Annotated in this window: 17 protein-coding genes and 1 riboswitch; of the genes, 15 read left to right on the top strand and 2 right to left on the bottom strand. The window is 36.7% G+C overall.

Translation table 11 applies throughout. From position 1 onward, the window contains the following. Positions 1-17: 17 nt before the first annotated feature. Positions 18-2,855, top strand: a complete 2,838-nt coding sequence (gene uvrA, locus CACET_RS15965; protein WP_044824167.1) for an excinuclease ABC subunit UvrA — start codon at positions 18-20, stop codon at positions 2,853-2,855. Between the two features lie 74 nt (positions 2,856-2,929). On the opposite strand, the gene CACET_RS15960 is transcribed toward uvrA, so the two are convergent. Beyond that, positions 2,930-3,484, bottom strand: a complete 555-nt coding sequence (locus tag CACET_RS15960; RefSeq protein ID WP_044824166.1) for a stalk domain-containing protein — start codon at positions 3,482-3,484, stop codon at positions 2,930-2,932. A gap of 72 nt (positions 3,485-3,556) precedes the next feature. Here CACET_RS15960 and uvrC point away from each other — a divergent pair, with 72 nt between their 5' ends. The 8 genes from uvrC (at position 3,557) to fdhF (ending at position 14,815) form a co-directional block, all read left to right on the top strand. Beyond that, positions 3,557-5,428, top strand: coding sequence for an excinuclease ABC subunit UvrC (uvrC, locus tag CACET_RS15955; RefSeq protein ID WP_044824165.1), 1,872 nt, complete (start codon positions 3,557-3,559; stop codon positions 5,426-5,428). Between the two features lie 27 nt (positions 5,429-5,455). Then, positions 5,456-6,379, top strand: coding sequence for an HPr(Ser) kinase/phosphatase (gene hprK / locus CACET_RS15950; RefSeq protein ID WP_044824164.1), 924 nt, complete (start codon positions 5,456-5,458; stop codon positions 6,377-6,379). A 363-nt stretch (positions 6,380-6,742) separates the two neighbouring features. Further along, the gene (locus tag CACET_RS15945; protein ID WP_044824163.1) at positions 6,743-7,111 is read left to right on the top strand and encodes a (2Fe-2S) ferredoxin domain-containing protein; all 369 of its coding nucleotides are present in this window, start codon (positions 6,743-6,745) and stop codon (positions 7,109-7,111) included. A 40-nt stretch (positions 7,112-7,151) separates the two neighbouring features. After that, on the top strand, positions 7,152-8,948 hold the full coding sequence (gene nuoF, locus CACET_RS15940) for an NADH-quinone oxidoreductase subunit NuoF (RefSeq protein ID WP_044824162.1): 1,797 nt from the start codon (positions 7,152-7,154) through the stop codon (positions 8,946-8,948). Between the two features lie 459 nt (positions 8,949-9,407). Further along, positions 9,408-9,911 (top strand): NADH-quinone oxidoreductase subunit NuoE family protein, encoded by a 504-nt coding sequence (locus tag CACET_RS15935; RefSeq protein WP_044824161.1) that lies wholly within the window; start codon positions 9,408-9,410, stop codon positions 9,909-9,911. Continuing rightward, positions 9,895-10,263, top strand: coding sequence for a (2Fe-2S) ferredoxin domain-containing protein (locus CACET_RS15930; protein WP_044824160.1), 369 nt, complete (start codon positions 9,895-9,897; stop codon positions 10,261-10,263). Before CACET_RS15935 ends, CACET_RS15930 begins: the two co-directional genes overlap by 17 nt. Positions 10,264-10,304: 41 nt before the next feature. Beyond that, the gene (gene nuoF / locus CACET_RS15925; RefSeq protein WP_044824159.1) at positions 10,305-12,101 is read left to right on the top strand and encodes an NADH-quinone oxidoreductase subunit NuoF; all 1,797 of its coding nucleotides are present in this window, start codon (positions 10,305-10,307) and stop codon (positions 12,099-12,101) included. A 41-nt stretch (positions 12,102-12,142) separates the two neighbouring features. Next, positions 12,143-14,815, top strand: a complete 2,673-nt coding sequence (gene fdhF, locus CACET_RS19985) for a formate dehydrogenase subunit alpha (protein ID WP_082058143.1) — start codon at positions 12,143-12,145, stop codon at positions 14,813-14,815. Positions 14,816-14,872: 57 nt separating this feature from the next. On the opposite strand, the gene CACET_RS15910 is transcribed toward fdhF, so the two are convergent. Beyond that, positions 14,873-15,370, bottom strand: coding sequence for a ferritin-like domain-containing protein (locus tag CACET_RS15910; RefSeq protein ID WP_044824156.1), 498 nt, complete (start codon positions 15,368-15,370; stop codon positions 14,873-14,875). Between the two features lie 244 nt (positions 15,371-15,614). Further along, a riboswitch (molybdenum cofactor riboswitch) is annotated at positions 15,615-15,734 on the top strand. A gap of 47 nt (positions 15,735-15,781) precedes the next feature. On the opposite strand from CACET_RS15910, the gene moaA reads away from it, so the two are divergent. The 6 genes from moaA (at position 15,782) to CACET_RS15875 (ending at position 21,721) form a co-directional block, all read left to right on the top strand. Continuing rightward, positions 15,782-16,747, top strand: a complete 966-nt coding sequence (gene moaA, locus CACET_RS15900; RefSeq protein ID WP_044824154.1) for a GTP 3',8-cyclase MoaA — start codon at positions 15,782-15,784, stop codon at positions 16,745-16,747. A 6-nt stretch (positions 16,748-16,753) separates the two neighbouring features. After that, on the top strand, positions 16,754-17,170 hold the full coding sequence (locus CACET_RS15895) for a hypothetical protein (protein ID WP_044824153.1): 417 nt from the start codon (positions 16,754-16,756) through the stop codon (positions 17,168-17,170). An 80-nt stretch (positions 17,171-17,250) separates the two neighbouring features. Beyond that, on the top strand, positions 17,251-18,603 hold the full coding sequence (locus tag CACET_RS15890) for an ABC transporter substrate-binding protein (protein WP_044824152.1): 1,353 nt from the start codon (positions 17,251-17,253) through the stop codon (positions 18,601-18,603). Between the two features lie 66 nt (positions 18,604-18,669). After that, positions 18,670-19,584, top strand: coding sequence for a UDP-N-acetylmuramate dehydrogenase (murB, locus tag CACET_RS15885; RefSeq protein WP_082058142.1), 915 nt, complete (start codon positions 18,670-18,672; stop codon positions 19,582-19,584). Positions 19,585-19,615: 31 nt separating this feature from the next. Further along, positions 19,616-20,482, top strand: a complete 867-nt coding sequence (gene rapZ, locus CACET_RS15880; RefSeq protein WP_044824151.1) for an RNase adapter RapZ — start codon at positions 19,616-19,618, stop codon at positions 20,480-20,482. Between the two features lie 6 nt (positions 20,483-20,488). After that, positions 20,489-21,721, top strand: a complete 1,233-nt coding sequence (locus tag CACET_RS15875; RefSeq protein WP_044824150.1) for a gluconeogenesis factor YvcK family protein — start codon at positions 20,489-20,491, stop codon at positions 21,719-21,721. Positions 21,722-21,860 lie beyond the last annotated feature (139 nt).

Raw genomic sequence — 21,860 nt, 5'->3', positions numbered from 1 at the left:
AAAAAAGAGGTGTAAATGTGGCAAAGGATAAAATTATTGTAAGAGGAGCTAAGGAACATAATTTAAAAAACATTGATATAGAAATCCCTAGAGATAAGTTTGTAGTCATAACAGGTTTATCTGGATCAGGAAAGTCCTCCTTGGCCTTCGATACTATCTATGCAGAGGGACAGAGACGCTATATTGAAAGCTTATCAGCTTATGCAAGACAGTTCTTAGGACAAATGGAAAAGCCCGATGTTGAATATATTGAAGGGCTTTCTCCTGCCATTTCTATTGATCAAAAAACCACCAGCAGGAATCCCCGTTCTACGGTAGGAACAGTGACAGAAATTTATGATTATTTAAGATTATTGTTTGCAAGGGTAGGAGTGCCCCATTGCCCTGTGTGTGGCATTGAAATTAGTCAAATGACTGTAGAACAGATTGTTGATAAGATTACGGCATTGGGAGAAGGGACGAAACTTCAAATCTTAGCACCGATTCTTCAAGGAAAGAAGGGTGAACATAAAAAATTATTAGAAGAAGTAAAAAAAGAAGGTTTCGTACGGGTTAGAATTGATGGAGAAATAAGAGATATTGAAGAAGAAATTAAGCTAGAAAAAAATAAGAAGCACAATATTGATGTAGTAGTGGATCGTATTGTCATAAGAGAAGATTCTCAACAAAGAATCGCGGATTCCATAGAAACTGTATTAAAGCTGACGGAGGGCTTAGTAATTGCAGATGTTATAGATGGAGAAGAACATCTATTCTCTACAAAGTTTGCTTGTCCTCATCATGGTATAGGGATAGAGGAACTAGCACCAAGAATGTTTTCTTTTAACAGCCCCTTTGGTGCATGTCCTGAGTGCAACGGTATTGGTCATATGAAGGTGGTAGATCCAGACTTGGTGATTCCCAATAAAAGTTTAACCCTTCGACAAGGAGCCATTGATCCTTGGAGTGGTTCCAATGGCAATGGAGAAAATACCTATTACTTTAAAATGCTGGAGAACTTAGCGAAACAGTATCAGGTAAGTTTAGATGTACCTGTAAAGGATCTGCCTGAGGACTTTGTTGAAGATGTTTTATATGGAAAAAGTGGTAAGGAGATTACCTTTCAATATGAATCTAAGTATGGGGGTCTTCGAACCTACTCTTCTTATTTTGAAGGGGTAATCCCCAACCTTGAAAGGCGTTATAGGGAAACCAATTCTGATTATTCAAGGGAAAAAATCGAAGAATATATGGCGGAAATGCCTTGTAATAAATGTAAAGGAGCCAGGTTAAAGGAAGTTATTTTGGCGGTTACGGTTGGAGATAAAAACATCCATGAAGTAACAGAAATGTCAGTAAAGGAAGCTAAAAAGTACTTTGACCATATAGCCCTAGAGGAAAGACAAGCCTTTATCGCAAAACAGATTTTAAAGGAGATTAAGGAAAGATTAAGCTTTTTACAGGATGTTGGTTTAGAGTATTTAACCTTATCTAGAAATGCCGGCACCTTATCTGGAGGAGAATCTCAAAGAATACGTCTGGCAACCCAGATAGGTTCTAGTCTAGTAGGAGTATTGTATATCCTAGATGAACCCAGTATAGGTTTGCATCAAAGGGACAATGACAAACTTTTAAAGACCTTAAGAAATCTCACAGATATAGGAAACACTGTTCTTGTGGTAGAACATGATGAAGATACAATGCTGGAGGCTGACCATATCATCGATATAGGTCCAGGAGCAGGAATTCATGGAGGATATTTGGTGGCGGAGGGTACAATAGAGGATATTAAGAAATCCGAAGCCTCCATTACTGGACAATATTTAAGCGGGAAGAAGAAAATAGAGATCCCTGCGGAGCGAAAAAAACCTAACGGAAAATGGATTGCTATTAAAGGAGCCAAGGAGAACAATTTACAAGATATTGATGTGGAGATTCCTTTAGGGGTGTTTACTTGTGTCACTGGTGTATCTGGTTCTGGGAAAAGTACCTTAGTAAATGAGATATTATACAAAAAAATAGCCCAGGAGTTAAATGGTGCAAAAAGTAAACCAGGAGCCCATAAAGCAATCGAAGGGATAGAGCATATAGACAAAGTCATAGAGATTGATCAATCTCCTATTGGTAGGACACCGAGATCTAACCCTGCCACCTATACAGGGGTTTTTGATCATATCCGGGAGGTCTTTGCCCAAACCCCTTATGCAAAAATGCGGGGATACCAAAAAGGTAGGTTTAGTTTCAATATAAAAGGCGGCCGCTGTGAAGCTTGCAGTGGTGACGGTATTATTAAAATAGAGATGCATTTCCTGCCGGATGTTTATGTACCTTGTGAAGTCTGCAAAGGGAAACGCTATAATAGAGAAACCTTAGAGGTAAAGTATAAGGATAAGACGATTTCTGATATTTTAGAGATGAATGTGGAAGAAGCACTAGGATTCTTTGAAAGCATACCTAAGATTCATAATAAGCTACAGACCTTATATGATGTAGGACTAGGTTATATAAAACTAGGACAACCCTCTACTCAACTGTCTGGAGGAGAAGCACAAAGGATCAAACTGGCCAGCGAGCTAAGCAAAAGAAGTACAGGGAAAACCCTCTATATTTTAGATGAGCCGACAACGGGGCTGCACATAGCGGATATTCACCGACTGATTGGTGTTTTACAAAGACTTGTGGCTACTGGAAATACTGTGTTAGTTATAGAGCATAACCTAGATGTTATTAAAACAGCAGACCATATCATTGACCTTGGGCCCGAGGGAGGAAATGGTGGTGGTACCATTGTAGCTGAAGGTACTCCAGAAAAAATTGTCGAAGTAAAAGACTCTTATACTGGAGCATTTTTGAAAAAAGTTTTGCAGAAAAATTAAGATCAGTAAGTACAAATAATAAAGCCCAGCACATATCACATAGATAAGTGTGCTGGGTTTTATGGATAATGTTATTATCCATCTATGATGATACCTCTTATGGTATCTTCTTTTGTCACAATGAAACTGACGACATCTCCTACCCGTAGATCTTCTAGATGAATTCTCATGGTGTGTGAATTTCTTTTAAGAAAGATTGCAGCATCTTCTTGAACTTTAAGGAAATCAAAGATTTCTCTACTATGATGATCTAAGTGTTGTTCAACTTGTATCTGCTGACCCTCTAGGTCAATAGCTTGAATTTCTCCATAAACAAAGTATTCTCCTATCAAAGGATTGCAGGGAGGAAGTTTTTCCTCTAAAACTTTAGGGTTTAATGTAATTTTTTCATCTTCAGGGTGCCATGTTACCTTATAATCTAATGCCTCGGCAATATACTTGGCAGGAAGGTAAAGACGATTTTCAAATACAATAGGCTTTTTTTCTAAATTGACTACTTGCTGATTTAGTGCAATCGTAAAATTTCTTAAATATCCCTTCACCCATGGCAACTCAGTATCTGCTATACTAAAAGAAGTAGTGAGGAATAATAAACTTAATAATATCAGGATAAATCCTTTCTTTTTCACAAGAACACCTCCAAACAATAATTTGTTAGGAGTATTGTCAATCTATGGTAAATCTATACTAGGAGGGACAGCATGTTTGATATAAACCAACAACTAAAAATGCTGCCGGAAAAGCCGGGAGTATACTTAATGAAAAATCAAGAAGAGGAAATTATTTATGTGGGTAAGGCTGTATCTTTAAAAAATAGAGTGAGACAATATTTTCAATCTTTAAAAAACCAGCCGCCGAAAGTTAGGGCAATGGTAGCAAATATACATTCTTTTGAGTATATTATTACCGATACAGAGTTAGAAGCCTTGATCTTAGAGTGTAATCTAATAAAAGAAAATAGACCGAAGTATAATATATTACTTAGAGATGATAAAACTTACCCCTATATTAAAATCACTATGAAGGAAACCTATCCTAGGGTGATGAAGACAAGACGTTTTTTAAAGGATGGAGCAAAATATTTTGGCCCCTACACAAATGTAACAGCTTTAAACGAAACACTAGATGTGATTCATCAACTTTTTCCTATAAGAACCTGTAAAAGAAATATAGCAAAGTCTATTGAAAATAAAGAAAGGCCCTGCTTAAACCTTCATATAAAAAAATGTTTAGGACCATGTACTGGGAAGATAGAAGAAGAATATTATAGGCAATTCATCCAAGAGATTATCTTGTTTTTAAGTGGCAGAGAGGATGAACTGATCAAGAAGATTCAAGGAAAAATGCGGGAGGCTGCTGAAAAAATGAACTACGAAGCAGCAGCCAAATATAGGGATCAGGTGGTGGCATTATCTAGTATCATAGAAAAACAAAAAATAGTCTCCACCAATGAACTTGATCAAGATATTATAGCGGTGGCTAAGAGTGAAGAAGAAAGCTATGTACAAATCTTCTTTATTCGAAAAGGAAAAGTTGTACAACGCCAGCACTATACTTTATCCACCAGTGAAGAAGAGGGGATTGGAGAAATTTTGTCCTCCTTTGTCAAACAGTTTTATAATAATATGGCCTTCATTCCCCAAGAAATACTTTTGGAGGAAGAACTAGAAGATCAGCAATTAATGGAGGACTGGCTCAGTACAAAACGGGGCAGCAAAGTTGCTATTAAATCCCCTAAAAAAGGTGAAAAAAGAAAATTGGTGGAAATGGTAAAAAAGAATGCCCTTTTAATGATGACGCAAACAAAAGAAGTAAATGATAGAAAGAGGGAAGAAAAAGAAAAGCTCTTACAACAATTACAGCAGCTGATGGACCTAGAAATACTGCCTTATCGTATTGAGGCCTTCGATATCTCCAATATTCAAGGGGTGGAATCTGTAGGCTCTATGGTGGTTTTTGAGGATGGCAAACCCAAAAACAAAGAATATAGAAGATTTAAAATAGCAACTGTAAAAGGTGCAAATGATTATGCCAGTATAGAGGAAATCATTTTGAGACGATTTAAGAGGGGCCTAGAAGAAACAAAAAATATAATCGAGGGAGTAGCTACCTTGAAAGAAGGAAAGTTCGCTGTATTTCCTGATCTAATTATGGTAGATGGGGGGTTAGGACAGGTTCATAGTGTTGAAAAATCCTTAAGGACCTTGGGACTTACTATACCTGTATGTGGTATGATTAAGGATCATAGGCATAGAACTAGAGGATTAATTTATAAAGAAAAGGAGTTAATTATTGATAAAACCTCAAGTTTATTTCGTTTTATAGCTAAGGTACAGGAAGAAGCCCATCGATTTGCCATTACGTATCACAAAAGTCTTCGGAAAGAAACCAGTTTGTATTCTATTTTGCAAGAAATCCCTGGAATAGGGGAAATGAGAAGAAAAAATCTGTTGAGGCACTTTAAAGATATGAATAAAATCAAAGAAGCAACGCTGGAGGAGCTAATGGAGGCGGAGGGTATAAACAAGACTGCGGCAGAAAATATCTATAACTTTTTTAGAAGGACCAACTAAAAATTTCTACTACAGAGGAGGAATTATGTGAAACATATTACAGTGAAAAAATTAATAGAGGATTTTAGGTTAACGGAGTTGAATTCTTCAAGGCAAGAAGATACTAAAATAACTACCAGTGACTTAAATAGACCTGGAATTCAATTGGCAGGCTATTTTGATCATTTTGCTTATGAAAGAATTCAAATTATAGGAAAAGTGGAACATAGATTTTTAAATACATTAGATGAAAAGACGAGAAAAGAAAGGTTTGACAAAATATTGTCTCATGATATTCCTTGTATCATACTCAGTAGAGATTTAGAAGCCCCAAAAGAACTAATGGAGGCTGCAGAGAAATATCAAAGAACAATATTAAGAAGTAGTTTAAATACAACGAGATTAATTAGCAAACTAGTCATCTATTTGGAAGAGAATCTGGCTGATATAATTACGTTGCACGGGGTATTAATGGATATATATGGTGTAGGTATACTTATTACTGGTAAGAGCGGCATAGGAAAAAGTGAAACTGCTGTAGAACTTATCAAAAGAGGACATCTTTTTGTAGCGGATGATGCTGTGGAGGTCAAGAAAATAGGACAAGATCACCTAGTGGGCTGTGCACCAGAGATCGTTAGACATATGATGGAGGTGCGGGGAATAGGGATCATGGATGTTAAAAGTTTATTTGGTGTAGGTGCTATTAAACTTAGAACAGATATTAATTTGGTGGTGAATTTAGAAGAGTGGGATGCTGATAAAAGCTATGACCGACTAGGATTAGACGAAAATTTTAGAGAAATATTGGGGATAAAGGTAGAGGAAATGGTAATACCAGTGAAGCCTGCTAGAAATATTGCTGTAATTATAGAAGTGGCGGCAAGAAATCATCGGTTAAAAATCATGGGTTATAACTCAGCCAAAGCTTTTAGTGAGAGATTATTAGATCATCTGAGCGACACAAAATAATAACGATAATCTCTACTAAATAATATTATGTGTTTATGAAAAGTGCATATACTACATCTTTTGTTAATGATTTTAAAAACCTTTAGGAAGTTTTAATGCTGTCTAAAGGTTTTTAAAACCGCTAAAATAGTACATTGTAAGGAATCATAAAAATAAAAAAGGTGGATAAGAATCAAATACTTTTCTTAAGGCATATGTTATAATATAAACAAAGTTCTTTAGTACTACTTAATAGTTAATAAGCGATACTAAATAATAATTGTTTATCATAATACTTTTTAAACATCACTTGCACTTTTCATAAATAGGTAGAAACAGGCATTGTTTTTATTGGGGTCTATTTAAAGAAGGGGGTATGATATTATGACAACGATTTCGGATTTGGAAAAAATTCGACAGGAAACCTTGGAGAAAGTTAAACTTAGAAGTGATAGAAAAGGTACTAGAATTGTAGTAGGTATGGCTACCTGTGGGATAGCTGCTGGGGCTACGCCGGTAATGATAGCATTGGTTGAAGAAGTAGGTAAAAGGAACCTTCAAGATGTAATCATAATACAAACAGGGTGCATAGGAGCTTGTAGACTGGAGCCAATTGTAGAGATTTATACAGAAGGGGAAGAAAAGGTGACCTATGTGGCCATGACGGCAGAAAAGGCGAGAATGATTATAACAGAACATATTGTGAATGGCAATGTTGTTCATGATTATACAATAGGTGCCTACACAAAATAGCCACTGAAGCAAAACCTAAGAATAGGTAGGGGGATAAACAATGGATTTTTGTAGATCACATGTGCTGGTATGCGCAGGAACAGGATGTACATCATCAGATTCACTGAAGATTATGGAAAAGCTAGAAGACCAATTACAAGAATATGGCCTTGAAAAAGAAGTAAAGGTTATAAAGACTGGATGTTTTGGTCTTTGTGAAGCTGGACCGATTGTTATTGTCTATCCAGAAAGAGCTTTTTATAGTCAAGTAAAGTTGAGGGATATTGAGAGAATTACAGAAGAACATTTATTAAAAGGCAGAGTTGTTAAGGAGTTATTGTACAAAGAATCAATAGAAGGAGATACGATAAAGTCTATTGATGAAATAAGCTTCTATAAAAAGCAAAAAAGAATTGTTCTAAAAAACTGTGGCTTGATTAATCCAGAGCTGATAGAAGAATACATTGCCTTTGATGGGTATCAAGCTTTAGCAAAGGTACTAACGGAAATGACGCCAGAAGAAGTCATTGATGTGGTGAAAAAATCTGAGTTAAGAGGCCGCGGAGGTGGGGGCTTTCCTACAGGATTAAAATGGGAATTAACAGCTAAGGAAGAGGCAGAAGAAAAGTATGTAGTTTGCAATGCAGACGAAGGAGATCCAGGGGCCTTTATGGATCGTTCCCTACTGGAGGGAGACCCACATGTGATCATAGAAGCTATGGCGATAGCTGCCTATGCAGTAGGGGCCAAGGAAGGTTATGTATACATTCGTGCTGAATACCCCATAGCGGTAAAACGTCTTCGGATTGCTATTGATCAGGCAAAAGAAATGGGTTTGCTGGGAGAAAATATTTTTGGCACAGATTTTAGTTTTGATTTACAAGTACGCCTAGGAGCAGGTGCCTTTGTCTGCGGAGAAGAAACAGCATTGATTCATTCTATTGAAGGAAAAAGAGGGATGCCGAGACCTCGGCCGCCATTTCCATCCCATAAGGGAATATGGGACCAACCAACCTTAATAAATAATGTGGAGGCCTATGCCAATATACCTCAGATTATCTTAAAGGGAGCGGAATGGTTTTGTAGTATAGGTACTAAAGAGTCTAAAGGAACAAAAGTATTTGCTTTAGGGGGTAAAATCAATAATACTGGGTTACTGGAAATTACTATGGGTACCACATTAAGGGAAGTTATTTATGAAATAGGCGGTGGTATATCTAATGGTAAGGCATTTAAGGCAGTACAGACTGGGGGACCTTCTGGAGGCTGCATACCGGCAGAACATATTGATACACCTATTGATTACGATAATTTACTTAAGCTTGGTTCGATGATGGGTTCTGGTGGGATGGTTGTTATGGACGAAGATAACTGTATGGTAGATATAGCTAGATTCTTCTTAGAATTTACTGTGGAGGAATCCTGTGGTAAATGTACACCATGTCGCGAAGGGACAAAGCGTATGTTGGATTTGTTGGAAAAAATTTCTCAAGGTAAAGGCACTATGAAGGACGTAGAAAAACTTGAAACTTTAGCAAAGACTGTCAAAGATGCATCCCTTTGTGGATTGGGTCAAACAGCTCCAAATCCTGTGTTATCAACATTAAAATATTTTAGAAGTGAATATGAAGCTCATGTGAAGGAAAAGCAATGTCCTGCAGGGGTATGTGAGGAACTATTGAAGTATAGTGTTCTAGAAAATCTTTGCAAAAAATGTGGAATTTGTGCTAAAAAATGTCCTGTAGGCTGTATAAGCGGTATCAAGGCTAAAGAAGCGTATGTCATTCATGCGGAGAATTGTACCAAGTGTGGTGCCTGTGTGTTAGTATGTCCTTTTAAGGCGATCACCAAAAACTAAACTAAGGTTAATATTTAGCGTGATGAAAGACGGAATCACTAACATTTATTCAATAACAATATTTATTAATTAACAATAAATATTTAATAAAATATATTTTAACTAACTAATGCTTTCAAATAAATTTATATTAAATCAGAAAAATCTTTGAAAAATAGCCATTTTTCAGAGATTTTTTTTATTTCAAGCTTCTATAAAAACAAAAAAAATTTCAAAAATACTAAAAAATACACAAAAAATACACAAAAAAATAGTTAAAAACTTAACATATTCATGAAATATGTGTTATAATAAACAGAAATATTACAATATTTAACATTAAATAATATTGATTATCCATTAATAAAAATAACTCATTAAAATAAAATATCGAACAATAAATTTTACAATTTACAATACTTATTAATCTATACTATAATTTATATACCGAGGGGTTGTTTTAAAAAAAGGAGGGACATTATGGCAAAGGAGATTTTGACTGAAGAAAATTTTCGAAATTTACAGACAGTGATTGACTTAAACAAAGGAAAAAAAGGTGCTTTGATGCCAGTGTTGCAGGAGGGGCAAAAAATCTTTGGATGTGTACCCTTAGAAGTACAGAAAAAAATATCAAAGGAAATGAATATACCACTAAGTGAAATTTATGGCGTGCTTACCTTTTACTCACAGTTTTCTCTTGAACCAAAAGGGGATTTTGTGATAGGGGTTTGCTTAGGAACTGCCTGTTATGTTAAGGGAGCACAGGAAATTATTGATAAAATTACTGAACTTACTGATGTAAAACCTGGACAGAATTCTTCTGATGGAAAGTTTACCCTTATAGCTACAAGGTGTATAGGAGCCTGCGGTTTAGCACCAGTGCTGACTGTTAACGAAGACGTATATGGAAGGTTGAAGGTAGATGATGTACCTGAGATCATAGAAAAATATCAAAGGGGGTTTATCCATGATGACAATTGCTGAACTACAAAAAATTCGACAAGAGACTTTAAAGAAAGTTAGCCTAAGGCAAGAGCAAAAAGGGACTAGAATTGTAGTGAGCATGGATACTTGTGGCATAGCAGCTGGAGCCAGACCGGTGATGATGGCACTCATTGAGGAAATAAACAAGAGGAACCCTAAAGATGTGACCGTAACACAAAAAGGATGCATAGGTGCCTGTAGATTGGAACCTATTGTAGAGGTATATAAAGAAGGAGAAGAAAAGGTGACCTATGTAGCCATGACAGAGGAGAAGGCTAAAAAGGTCATAGTAGATCACATAATAAATGGCAACGTTGTCCTTGATTATACAATTGAAGCTTACGAAAAATAGAAGCTGAAGGAAAACCTAACAATAAGTAAGGGGGTTAAACAATGGATTTATGTAGAGCACATGTGCTGGTGTGTGCAGGGACTGGATGTACTTCATCGGATTCGCTAAAAATTATGGAAAAGCTAGAAAGCCAACTGGAGGAATATAATCTTCAAGAGGAAGTAAAGGTTGTAAAAACGGGATGTTTTGGCCTTTGTGAAGCTGGGCCAATCATTATCGTTTATCCAGAAGGAGCCTTTTATAGTCAAGTGAGAATAGAAGATATTGAAAGAATTACAGAGGAGCATTTACTAAAGGGAAAAGTTGTTAAGGATCTGCTTTATAAGGAGTCACTAGAAGGAGATGAAATGAAGCCTATCAATGAAATAGGTTTCTATAAAAAACAACAAAGGGTGACTTTAAGAAATTGTGGGTTGATTAACCCTGAGATACTAGAAGAATACATTGCCTTTGACGGATATCAAGCCTTGGCACAGGTATTGACGGAAATGACACCTGAAGAAGTTATTGATGTGGTGAAGAGATCTGGGTTAAGAGGCCGCGGTGGTGGAGGTTTTTCTACGGGATTAAAATGGGAGTTTACAGCTAAAGCAGAGGCAGATCAAAAATATGTGGCTTGTAACGCTGATGAAGGTGACCCAGGAGCCTTTATGGATCGTTCGGTACTAGAGGGGGACCCTCATGTTATTGTAGAGGCTATGGCCATTGCTGGCTATGCAGTAGGGGCTAGCAAAGGTTACGTATATGTTCGTGCAGAATATCCAATAGCGGTAAAACGCCTTCAAATTGCCATTGTGCAAGCAAAGGAAAGAGGTTTGCTGGGAGAAAATATCTTCGATACAGGCTTTCAATTCGATTTGGAAATTCGTTTGGGGGCAGGTGCCTTCGTCTGTGGAGAAGAAACAGCTTTGATTAACTCTATCGAAGGCCAAAGAGGTATGCCGAGACCTCGACCACCATTTCCAGCCCATAAAGGGATTTGGGATAAGCCAACATTGTTAAATAACGTGGAGACTTATGCCAATATACCTCAAATCATCTTGAAGGGTGCAGACTGGTTTGCTGGAATAGGTACTGAGAAATCTAAGGGAACAAAAGTATTTGCTCTAGGTGGTAAAATCAACAACACTGGTTTATTGGAGATTCCTATGGGGACCACATTAAGAGAGGTAATCTATGAAACCGGCGGGGGTATACCCAATGGCAAAGCCTTTAAAGCAGTACAAACTGGAGGACCTTCGGGAGGCTGTATACCATCACAATACATTGATACGCCTATTGACTATGATAACTTGATCTCACTAGGCTCTATGATGGGCTCTGGTGGAATGATTGTTATGGATGAAGACAACTGCATGGTAGACATTGCTAGATTCTTCTTAGACTTTACTGTAGAGGAATCCTGTGGTAAATGCATACCATGTCGTGAAGGTACTAAAAGGATGCTAGAACTATTAGAAAATATTTCTGAAGGTAAAGGCACCATGGAGGACATAGAAAGACTTGAAACTTTGGCAAAGACCATTAAATCAGCGTCTCTTTGTGGTCTAGGACAAACAGCACCAAATCCTGTTTTATCAACACTTAAATACTTTAGAAATGAATATGAAGCCCATGTAAAGGAAAAAAGATGTCCTGCGGGGGTCTGTAAGGCATTGTTACAATATAGGGTTATAGAGGATCTTTGTAAGAAATGCGGAATTTGTGCTACAAAGTGCCCTGCCAACTGCATAAGTGGTGTGAAGGGTAAAGAAGTGTATGTGATTGATACAGACAAATGTATCAAATGTAGAGCTTGTTTATCAGCATGTCCATTTCATGCAATCGTCAAGGGGTAGGGTCAGTTTGTTTGACACAAAAAGCTAAAGGAGGATGAAGGATGATCACCTTAAAAATAAATGGCATTGAAGTACAGGTTGAAGAAGGTGCAACGATACTTCAAGCAGCGAAAAAGATTGGCATTGATGTACCAACCTTTTGTCATGATGAAAGGTTAAAGCCCCATGGGTCCTGCAGAATTTGTGTAGTAGAGGTGAGGGGAGCAAAAAACCTACCGACTGCTTGTTGTACACCAGCAGCTGCAGGAATGGAGGTAGAAACTGAGAGTGAAGCAGTGGTGAGAGCTAGAAAAGACATATTAGATCTATTACTAGCAAACCATCCATTGGATTGTTTAACCTGTCAAAAGGCAGGAAGATGTACATTGCAGGATTTATGTTATAAATATGATATTAAAGAATCTTCTTTTAAGGGTGAGAGAAAAACCTTTGAAGTAGATAGCAGTAATCCTTTTTACTATAGTGACCAAGAAAAATGTATTCTTTGCGGGAAATGTGTTTATGTCTGTAGTCAGTTACAAAATACTTATGCCATAGGTTTTGCTCAAAGAGGATTTGTGACCCATGTAGCTACTCCTTTTGACCAAGGACTAGAACACTCTACCTGTGTATCCTGTGGAAACTGTGTATCTGTATGTCCGGTAGGGGCTTTAATGCCTAAGAATAAAGAGAAGTTTAGATACTGGGAAACGAGAGAGGTTAGAACCACCTGCTCCTACTGTGGTGTAGGATGTCAAATGGATTTATTGATAAAGGATAATAAAGTAGTGGAGGTTTTACCAGCAGATGGACCTTCTAATAATGGACTGCTTTGTGTTAAAGGAAGATTTGCTTATAACTTTATCAACCATCCAGACCGTTTAAAGAAACCGTTAGTGAAAAAGAATGGCAAACTAGAGGAAACAACTTGGGAAGAAGCCTATGAAGTGATTGCAAGTAAAATTAATGAGGTAAAACAACAATACAGTCCAGATGCCATCGCAGGTTTTTCTTCGGCGAGGGGTCTTACGGAAGAAAATTACTTAATGATGAAACTCATGAGGGGTGTAATTGGTACCAACAATATTGATCACTGTGCACGCCTCTGACACAGCTCTACAGTTGCAGGTCTTGCAACTACATTAGGTAGTGGAGCTATGACAAATAGTGTTGCTGAAATCAAGGAAGCAGATGTCATCTTTATTACTGGATCAAATACAACAGAAAGTCATCCAGTAATTGGTGCACAGGTTAGACAGGGGCTTAAAAATAATGGTGCAAAACTCATTGTAGCAGATCCGAGAGAAATTGAGCTTGCTAAAGATGCAGATGTATTCTTGAAAATTAAACCAGGTACCACGATTGCCTTATCAAATGCTATGATTCATGTTATTTTAGAGGAAAAGCTAGAGAATAAAACATATATTGAAGAAAACACAGAAGGCTTTGAAGCACTAAAAGAAGTTGTTGCAAAGTATACACCAGAAAAGGCAGCGGAAATATGTGGTGTAGATGCCGAAGATATTCGTAAAGCAGCAAGACTTTATGCTGAAGCCAATAAGGGAACGATATTATATTGTATGGGGGTTACCCAACACCATAATGGTACAGAAAATGTAATGAGTTTATCTAACCTAGCTTTGGTTACTGGGAATCTAGGTAGAGAAGGTACGGGGGTAAATCCGTTAAGAGGACAGAACAATGTTCAGGGTGCCTGTGATATGGGGGCTCTGCCAAATGTTATGACAGGATATCAACCTGTCAACAACCCAGCGGTGATAGAAAAGTTTGAAACTGCTTGGGAAACAAAGCTTTCAGATAAAATAGGATTAACGATTCCAGAAGTAATGCATGGAGCGGAGGCAGGAGATGTGAAGGTCCTTTACATCTTTGGAGAAAACCCAATGGTTTCTGATCCAAATACGAAGCATGTGGAAAAGGCTTTAAAGAATACTTTTGTAGTGGTGCAGGATATCTTCTTAACAGAGACAGCTGCTTTAGCAGACGTAGTATTGCCAGCCGCTTCCTTTGCTGAGAAAGAGGGTACCTTTGTCAATACAGAAAGAAGAGTGCAAAGGGTAAGAAAAGCTGTTGAACCTTCTGGAGAAGCAAAACCCGATTGGGTGATCTTTATGGAGCTGATGAATAAACTTGGTTATGATAAAAAGTATAACAGCACGGAAGAGATCTTTGAAGAAATCAGAAGCGTTACACCACAATATGCAGGTATCACCTACCTCAGAATTGAGGAAGTAGGAATTCAATGGCCATGTCCTACAGAAGAACACCCAGGCACCAAGTTTTTACATGCTGGTAAGCCTGCCAGAGGTGCTGGTTTATTAAAGCCTGTTGAATTTGTTGAATCTGATGAATTGACCAGTGAAGAATACCCATTAGTACTAACAACAGGCCGTATTTTATACCAATATCATACCAAGACCATGACGGGTAAAACCGAAGGAATTCATAGACTTGCTCCAGAAGCTTATGTTGAAATCAATCCTAAGCTAGCTGAAGCCAAGGGTATAAAAAATGGAGAACTTATTAAAGTTGCATCGCGTCGTGGAGAAATTACTATAGCGGCGAAGGTAACTGATATTGTAGATGAAAATGTACTGTTTATTCCTTTTCACTGGGCAGATGGTGCCAATGTGTTGACAAATGATGAGGAATTAGATAAGTATTGTAAAATACCTGGATTAAAGGTAACTGGTGTGAGGGTTTCTAAAATTTAGTATAAAGTTCTTACTCCCTAATAAGTTAAAGGAGCTGCTATGCAGCTCCTTTAACTTTTATCCTCCCCAAGGTTGATTCATATACTCCTTCATATGGCGGTCATACTCTTCTTTAAATAGATTTTCATGACCTGTTTCCCATGCAGCCAAGGATTCAAAAAGCTTTTTAGCCTTTGGTTCATCAGTATCCTCAGCAGCCTTTCTGTAGAACTCAGCGTAGTCTCTTTCTATTAAGTAAGCAGTTCTTAAAATTGTCAAATCAGGTGTCATGGATTCTCCTATAGTCTGATCCAACATTTCTTTTTGGGCTCTTTCTTCAAATAAAGCTTTTTCTCCGTCTAAATCAAATGCTACATCTTTAATTTCGTTATTAATTTCAATATAATCTACTTGTTCTTTTATAAGATTATAGTGATCCATTTCCACATCCGCCAATTTTTGAAACATTTGTTTTGCACTGGCTAAAGTCATCTTTTCAGCATTGCTTTTAAAAAACTCATAGCCTTGTTTTTCCATCTCCATGGCATATTTTAAAATACTTAGGGTGTTTTTCATAACTCTCCTCCTAAAAATGTTAGAACTTAATATAGTAATCGCATATAAATTATACCCGAAAGCTTGTTATCAAAACAATTTACAAGAAAAGAATAGGTTTTTATGTTATACTAAGAATATAGAAAATTTGTTGATATACATGGGTATCATGGTTGCAAGAAGCAAAAGACTGAATATTTATAATGGTGAAAAAAATATTCCAATTTCTTTATAAACGTGGTATAATGATTATGAAACATAACAGACAAATGAATATTTCCGAGCTGTTATCTCTAAGGGCTTTTGCCTAAGGGAGGCAGCCTATGGGTATGAAGAGAAATTTTTATGCCTCCCGTAACTGGAAAGGAACTGTTGACAAAATTTAAAAGTTAGTCCTTTCTTGGACTAGCTTTTTTTAATAGGGGTGATAGGATGAAGGATCAGTACAATAGAAAGATTAATTATATGAGAATATCTATTACGGATTTATGTAATTTAAGATGTCTTTATTGTATGCCAGAAAAAGGAATAGATCATAAGAAAAAGCATGAAGACATGCTTTCCTTTGAAGAAATCACCGAAATTGCCAAGGTGGCAGCTACATTAGGGGTAGATAAAATAAGGGTTACAGGAGGGGAGCCCTTAGTAAAAAAAGGGATTGTTGATTTTATAGGTAACTTATCAAAAATTGATGGTATAAAGGATATTGCTGTAACCACCAATGGTATTTTGTTAAAAGATTATGCGAAAGATTTAAAAAAAGCAGGATTAAAAAGAGTAAATATCAGTATAGATTCTTTAAAACCTGAGAAGTACGCTGAAATAACTAGAGGTGGTAACGTTAACAAGGTGTTAGATGGTATACAGGAAGTGATTCGACTAGGTATGACCCCGGTAAAATTAAACGTTGTTGTAATAGGGGGACATAATGAAGACGAGGTAGAAGATTTTGTTAAGCTTACAATGGATGATGATATAGAAGTAAGATTTATTGAGTTAATGCCTATAGGGGAAGCTGGGAACTGGGCGAAACATCGTTTTATTTCTAATGAAAAAATAAAGAAAATGATAGGGAATCTAGTTCCTTTAGCCCATCATACCTCAAGCCCAGCAAAGTATTATAAGCTGCCAGGAGCCAAGGGAAAAGTAGGTTTTATCAATCCTATCAGCAGCCATTTCTGTGGAGAATGTAATAGAATCAGAATGACCAGTGATGGTAAGTTAAAACCTTGTCTTCACAGCGATGCGGAAATAGATATATTAAATATCGTAAGAAATGATAGTAGTCGGTTAAAGGAAGTTTTAGAAGAGGCTATGTTCGCTAAGCCCCAACAACATTATTTATTGGCAGAGGATTATCAACTAGGAAAAAGAAATATGTCGGAAATAGGAGGTTGATAACTATTGCCAAAGGTAACGGCTATTTTTAGTAAAGATCAAGAGGGTATTTGGAGACAGTGTAAGGAGCTGGTGTTGGAGCTTCTTAAGGGAGAAGACACAAGAAAAGACCTGAGCTTTATTACTGATACAGGGTATGAACAGTTACAAAAGGATAAGATAAGAGGCTTTTGTCATGAGAAGTTTATGGGAAACTTTGTTATAGAAGAATTGGATATGTCGGAACTTCTTCCAAACACTAAAATGGCTATAGGTAGTGTAACTATCGACATAACAGATGTAGGAAAAAAGTGTCATAAAGGGTGTCCTGCCTTGGCTAAGGAGCATATATGTACTTTGAGTAAGCATATATTTTTTGGAAGACCCCTTGAGGCAGGAAGGATCCAAGTTAATAATCTTGTTAAAATAGAGAGTGCAGAATAAAATGCATTCTTTTTTTTGCCTATTTATCCATATGAATATTGAATAATAGGTTGGAATAGACATAAGTAGGGGGGATTGATATGAAAAAGATAAAGAAAACATGGCTAAAAATCTTCATTTATATAGTATTAATTTTATTCATTGCTGGAGGTCCCTTTTATTTAAGTAAGTTTCATCCAAGAGATAGGGACTATAATGTGACGAAAAAAGAAGCGGAGTGGAGGGGCGTGATAAGTTTTTGGGATTATCCGCGATTGGATAGAAAAACCGGCACAAATTTTAGGTGGATCTATGAAAAAATACGGGCCTTTGAAAAAGAAAATCCTGGTGTTTATATAGATTTTAAACCTTTAGATTGGGAACGGGGAGGAATTAAACTAGATACTGCTATAAAAATGGGAAATCCTCCAGATGTCTTACCGATTGGCAGTGATTATAGTATTTTAAGCAAAGAGGTATTACAACCCTTGGACCCTTACCTAACAGCGGAGGAAGTAAGTAGCTTTAAGGAAGATGCGATTAAGGCAGTCAGCTATGATGGACATATATGGGGCCTTCCGTGGATGATGAGTACCTATACAATGGTATTAAACCTGGATTTGTTTAACGAGCGGGGGGTGGAGCCACCGGTTGACGGCAACTGGACTTATGAAGAATTTATAGAGAAACTACAACAACTAACCTACGATAGTAAGGGAAACGGGAAAATAGATCATTTTGGATTTAATAGTTTTATACAATCAGGTTATTATAATATATGGGGAATACTATTAAGTGATGGAGGAGAAGTTATAAATAATAATTTTCAATACGCTTTTTATGATGAAGGAGCCTTAACAGGATTAGAAAAGCTAATAGATCTAAAACATAAATATAAGGTAACACCACCTGACTTTGGTGAAAATACTTCAAATGCTGCATGGACCAACTTTTACAAGGATAAAAACATCGCTGTTTATCCTGTGGGAACATGGGCGTTAAATGTATTGGAAAACTTAAAAAATGAAGGTGTAGGATTTGATTACCAAGTGGCTAATTACCCAACAGGAAAGTTAGGAAACCCCTTAACAATGACCAGTGGTATAGGGGCATATGGGATTTATAAGCAAGAAGACAGAGAAAAGCTAGAAGTCTGTATAAAGTTTCTAAAATACTTGGCGGATGAAAAACATCAAGAAGAGCTAAATCGTCTCGGTGTATTTCCCGTAAAGAAGGAAGTCGGAAACATTTACCAAGATGATCCTATGATGACACAAATCTATGAAAATGCTGAAACTGCGAAAATAATCCCTCCTCACCCCTATTGGAAGGAAATTGATAGAATATTGCAGAATGAAATACGTATGGGGGTTTTAGAAAATAGGTCATCTCAGCAAGTTATAAAAGAAGCACAGGAAAAAGTAGAAGTTATGTTAAATGCTGCCGAAAAGTGATGAATTGACCAAGAATAGAAAAAAAGATATACTTTAATAAACTTTATGAGCTTAGGAGTGAATAATTTGGATAAAAATAAGTTATACCAACAATTTTTAGCTTTCATGATAAAGGAAAATGTTTTGTTAGATGAGCCGATGAAAAAACACACCTCCTTTAAAATCGGGGGGCCTGCCGATATATTATTGATGCCTCAAAAAGTAGAAGAAATTCAACAAGCTATAGCACTTTGCAAAGCCGAAGGGGCAGAGTACTTCGTTATGGGGAATGGTTCTAACCTCTTAGTAAGGGATAAGGGAATGAGAAAGGTTGTAATAAAGATAGCTGAAAAATTTAATGACGTAACTATCTCTGAAAAAGGGGTTGTAGCACAAGCTGGTATATTATTATCTACTTTGTCAAAAAGGGTTCTTCAAAAAAGTCTGAAGGGCTTTGAATTTGCCAGTGGGATTCCCGGCACTTTGGGTGGGGCAATCACCATGAATGCCGGTGCTTATGGCGGAGAAATGAAGGATGTTGTAGAACGTTGTAAAGTTTTAGACCAAGAGGGAGAAGTATTAGACTTATCTTTTGAGGAACTAGAACTAGGCTATAGAAGCAGTATCATACAGAAAAAAAATTATATTGTTTTGGAAGTCACAATGAAGTTTGAAGAGGGTAAGTATGAGGATATTAAAGCCATCACTGATGATTTAACACAAAAGAGAACGACAAAACAACCACTGCACCTTCCTAGTGCCGGGAGTACCTTTAAAAGGCCTCCAGGGTATTTTGCAGGAAAGTTGATTCAAGATGCTGGGTTGAAGGGGGCAAGGGTAGGGGATGCGCAGGTATCAGACCTACATTCAGGTTTTATTGTAAACATCGGTCAAGCAACAGCAGCGGATGTGTTAAACTTAATGGCCCTTATACAAAAAAAAGTGTTTGAGCAGTTTGCTGTAGAATTGCAGCCGGAGGTTCGTATCGTAGGAGAAGAGTAAGTAGCAAATACAAAAGAGGAGTTAGATAAAAATGAAATTTGTTATTATAACTGGTATGTCGGGGGCGGGAAAAAGTCAAGCGGTGAAATGCATGGAGGACTTAGGATTTTATTGTGTTGATAATTTACCCCCTGCACTGATTCCAAAGTTTGTGGAATTGTGTCTACAGTCTCATGGAGATATACAGAAGGTAGCATTAGTGATTGATATTCGTGGTGGAATGTTTTTTGATGACTTGTTTGAGAGTCTAGATGGGTTAAGGGATTTAGAATATCATTATGAAATTTTATTCCTAGATGCTAGTGATAGTGCTTTAATTAAAAGGTTTAAAGAAACCCGTCGTAATCATCCACTTTCCTTTAATGAAAGCATAGGAGAAGGTATTAATAAAGAAAGAGTAAGACTTAAAAAATTAAAAATGATGGCTACAAATATTATTGATACTACAAGAATGACTCCTGGACAATTGAAGGAAGAATTAAGAAATATTTACTTCGAAGGGAATAAAACTGATAATCTGATGATTTATATAACTTCCTTTGGCTTTAAGCATGGTATTCCTTTAGATTCGGATTTAGTTTTTGATGTCCGCTTTTTACCAAACCCTTACTATATAGAGGAACTTCGAGATTTTACCGGTAAGGATTTAAAAGTTAGAGAATACGTAATGAATTCACCAATAAGTGTTGAATTTTCTAATAAACTTTTTGAGTTAACCGACTTTCTTATACCGCATTACATAAAGGAAGGTAAAAATCAACTGGTTATTTCTATTGGGTGCACTGGTGGCAAGCATAGATCTGTAACCATAGCCTATGTGTTGTATCATAAACTAAAAGAAAAAGGATATCGAACGATTTTAACCCATAGGGATGATACATTAGGGGAAAGGAAATGAGCTTAAATGAAGGCTATTTATTGGTTGAAGCCAGGACTACAGATAAAAAGATGGGTCGTATTAGGTGTATTAGGCATCCTTTTACTGGCTTTTTCTCTTTCATATTTTTTTGAGATGATTCAGCTTCATGGGGGCTTACGATTTTTTATAGGACTACTAGGTATTTTTTTTATTTATCACGGATTTCACCGTGGACTGAAGTCAGTGGCACAAGACATTGCTACCGTAAATGGCAGTTTAAACAAAAAACTCTTATCTAAAGGGCCTAAGGTGGTGGTAATAGGAGGAGGTACAGGTTTATCTATCCTTCTTAGAGGATTAAAGTTGTATACTGCTAATATTACAGTAGTTGTATCGGTGGCAGATGATGGAGGAGGCTCCGGCAAGTTAAGGGAGGATTTAGGAATGTTGCCTCCGGGAGATATACGAAACTGTATTTTAGCCTTGGCGGAGATGGAACCAACCATGGAACAGCTTCTTCAATATCGGTTTCAGGAGGGAAGTTTAAAAGGTCAAAGCTTTGGGAATTTATTTATTGCATCAATGAATGGTATTAGCAATAATTTTGAAGAAGCTATTAAAAAAATTAGCGAAGTATTAGCAGTGACAGGAGAAGTTTATCCTGTCACATTGGAAAATATTATCTTATATGCTGCACTAAAAAACGGAAAAGTAGTTAAGGGAGAGTCCAATATCCCACAAAAAAGTGTAGAGGAAAATAGTGCTGTTGACAGGGTCTTTATAAAACCTAAGGAAGCGGAGGGGTTAAAGGAGGTAGTGGAAGCTATTTACGGGGCAGATATCATTGTGCTAGGCCCTGGCAGCCTTTATACCAGTATTTTACCTAATCTATTGGTGAAAAATATTACTGAGGCCATACGGCGATCTAATAATAAGACAGTATATATCTCTAACATCATGACACAACCGGGGGAGACGGATGGATACTCTGTAATGGATCATGTAAATGCTATTTTAGAGCATTGTCCTAAATTGGTCATAGATTATGTGATAGCAAATGATGGTGAAGTTTTCGATGGTGCCTATTATAAATATCAGCAAGAAGGAGCTAGTATAGTAAAGATAACAGAGAAGGATCGAGAAGATCTTAAAAATAAAGGGATAAAATTTATTGAAAGCAATCTCGTTGAGATCAAAAAAGATTATGTCAGGCATGATGCAGTACAGCTATCTAAAATAATTGTTGATTTAGCCAACGGGATGAAAAGGAAAAAATAAGAACAACTTACAAAAAATAGAACATATTTAAAAAATTTTAAATAGACATAATAAATTAGAAGGAATTGCAAGAGAAGTGTAGAAATTAATAATAGTTAAAATTTTTTAAAACATAAAATTTTTTAACCAAACCTTAATA

The sequence above is a fragment of the Clostridium aceticum genome, from assembly GCF_001042715.1.
GTDB classification, from domain to species: domain Bacteria; phylum Bacillota; class Clostridia; order Peptostreptococcales; family Natronincolaceae; genus Andreesenella; species Andreesenella acetica.
The sequence above is the reverse complement of the archived record's forward strand: the minus strand, read 5'-3'. Positions and strand labels throughout refer to the sequence as shown.